Origin of the sequence: Algibacter ulvanivorans (genome assembly GCF_048381495.1) — a bacterium.
GTDB classification, from domain to species: domain Bacteria; phylum Bacteroidota; class Bacteroidia; order Flavobacteriales; family Flavobacteriaceae; genus Algibacter_B; species Algibacter_B ulvanivorans.
Window position 1 is genome coordinate 1 of the sequence record NZ_JBLWGD010000037.1, and the last position, 363, is coordinate 363.

The window sequence follows — 363 nt, forward strand, 5'->3', positions numbered from 1 at the left end:
ATGTTGTGTTACAGTTATCATCCACAGTAGGCGTTCCAAGATTGACATTAGCGGCATCTGTAGAACAGCCATTAGCATCAACATTTACAGATACCGGTGCAGCACAGTTTACAAAAGTCGGATTGCTATTATCGGTTACAGTCACAGTTTGCGTACAAGTGGCCGTATTACCAGCACCATCGGTTACGGTCCAAGTGACCGTTGTTTCTCCTAATGGGAACACGGCAGGTGCATCATTAGATATGGATGTTGTGTTACAGTTATCATCCACAGTAGGCGTTCCAAGATTGACATTAGCGGCAGCTGTAGAACAGCCATTAGCATCAACATTTACAGATACTGGTGCAGCACAGTTTACAAAAG

The 363-nt window shown here is 44.1% G+C and carries 1 protein-coding gene; it reads right to left on the minus strand.

Features of this window, described 5'->3' with window-relative positions:
- On the minus strand, positions 1 to 363 hold a 363-nt coding region (locus ACNG5D_RS15880), incomplete at both ends, for an HYR domain-containing protein (protein WP_418184512.1).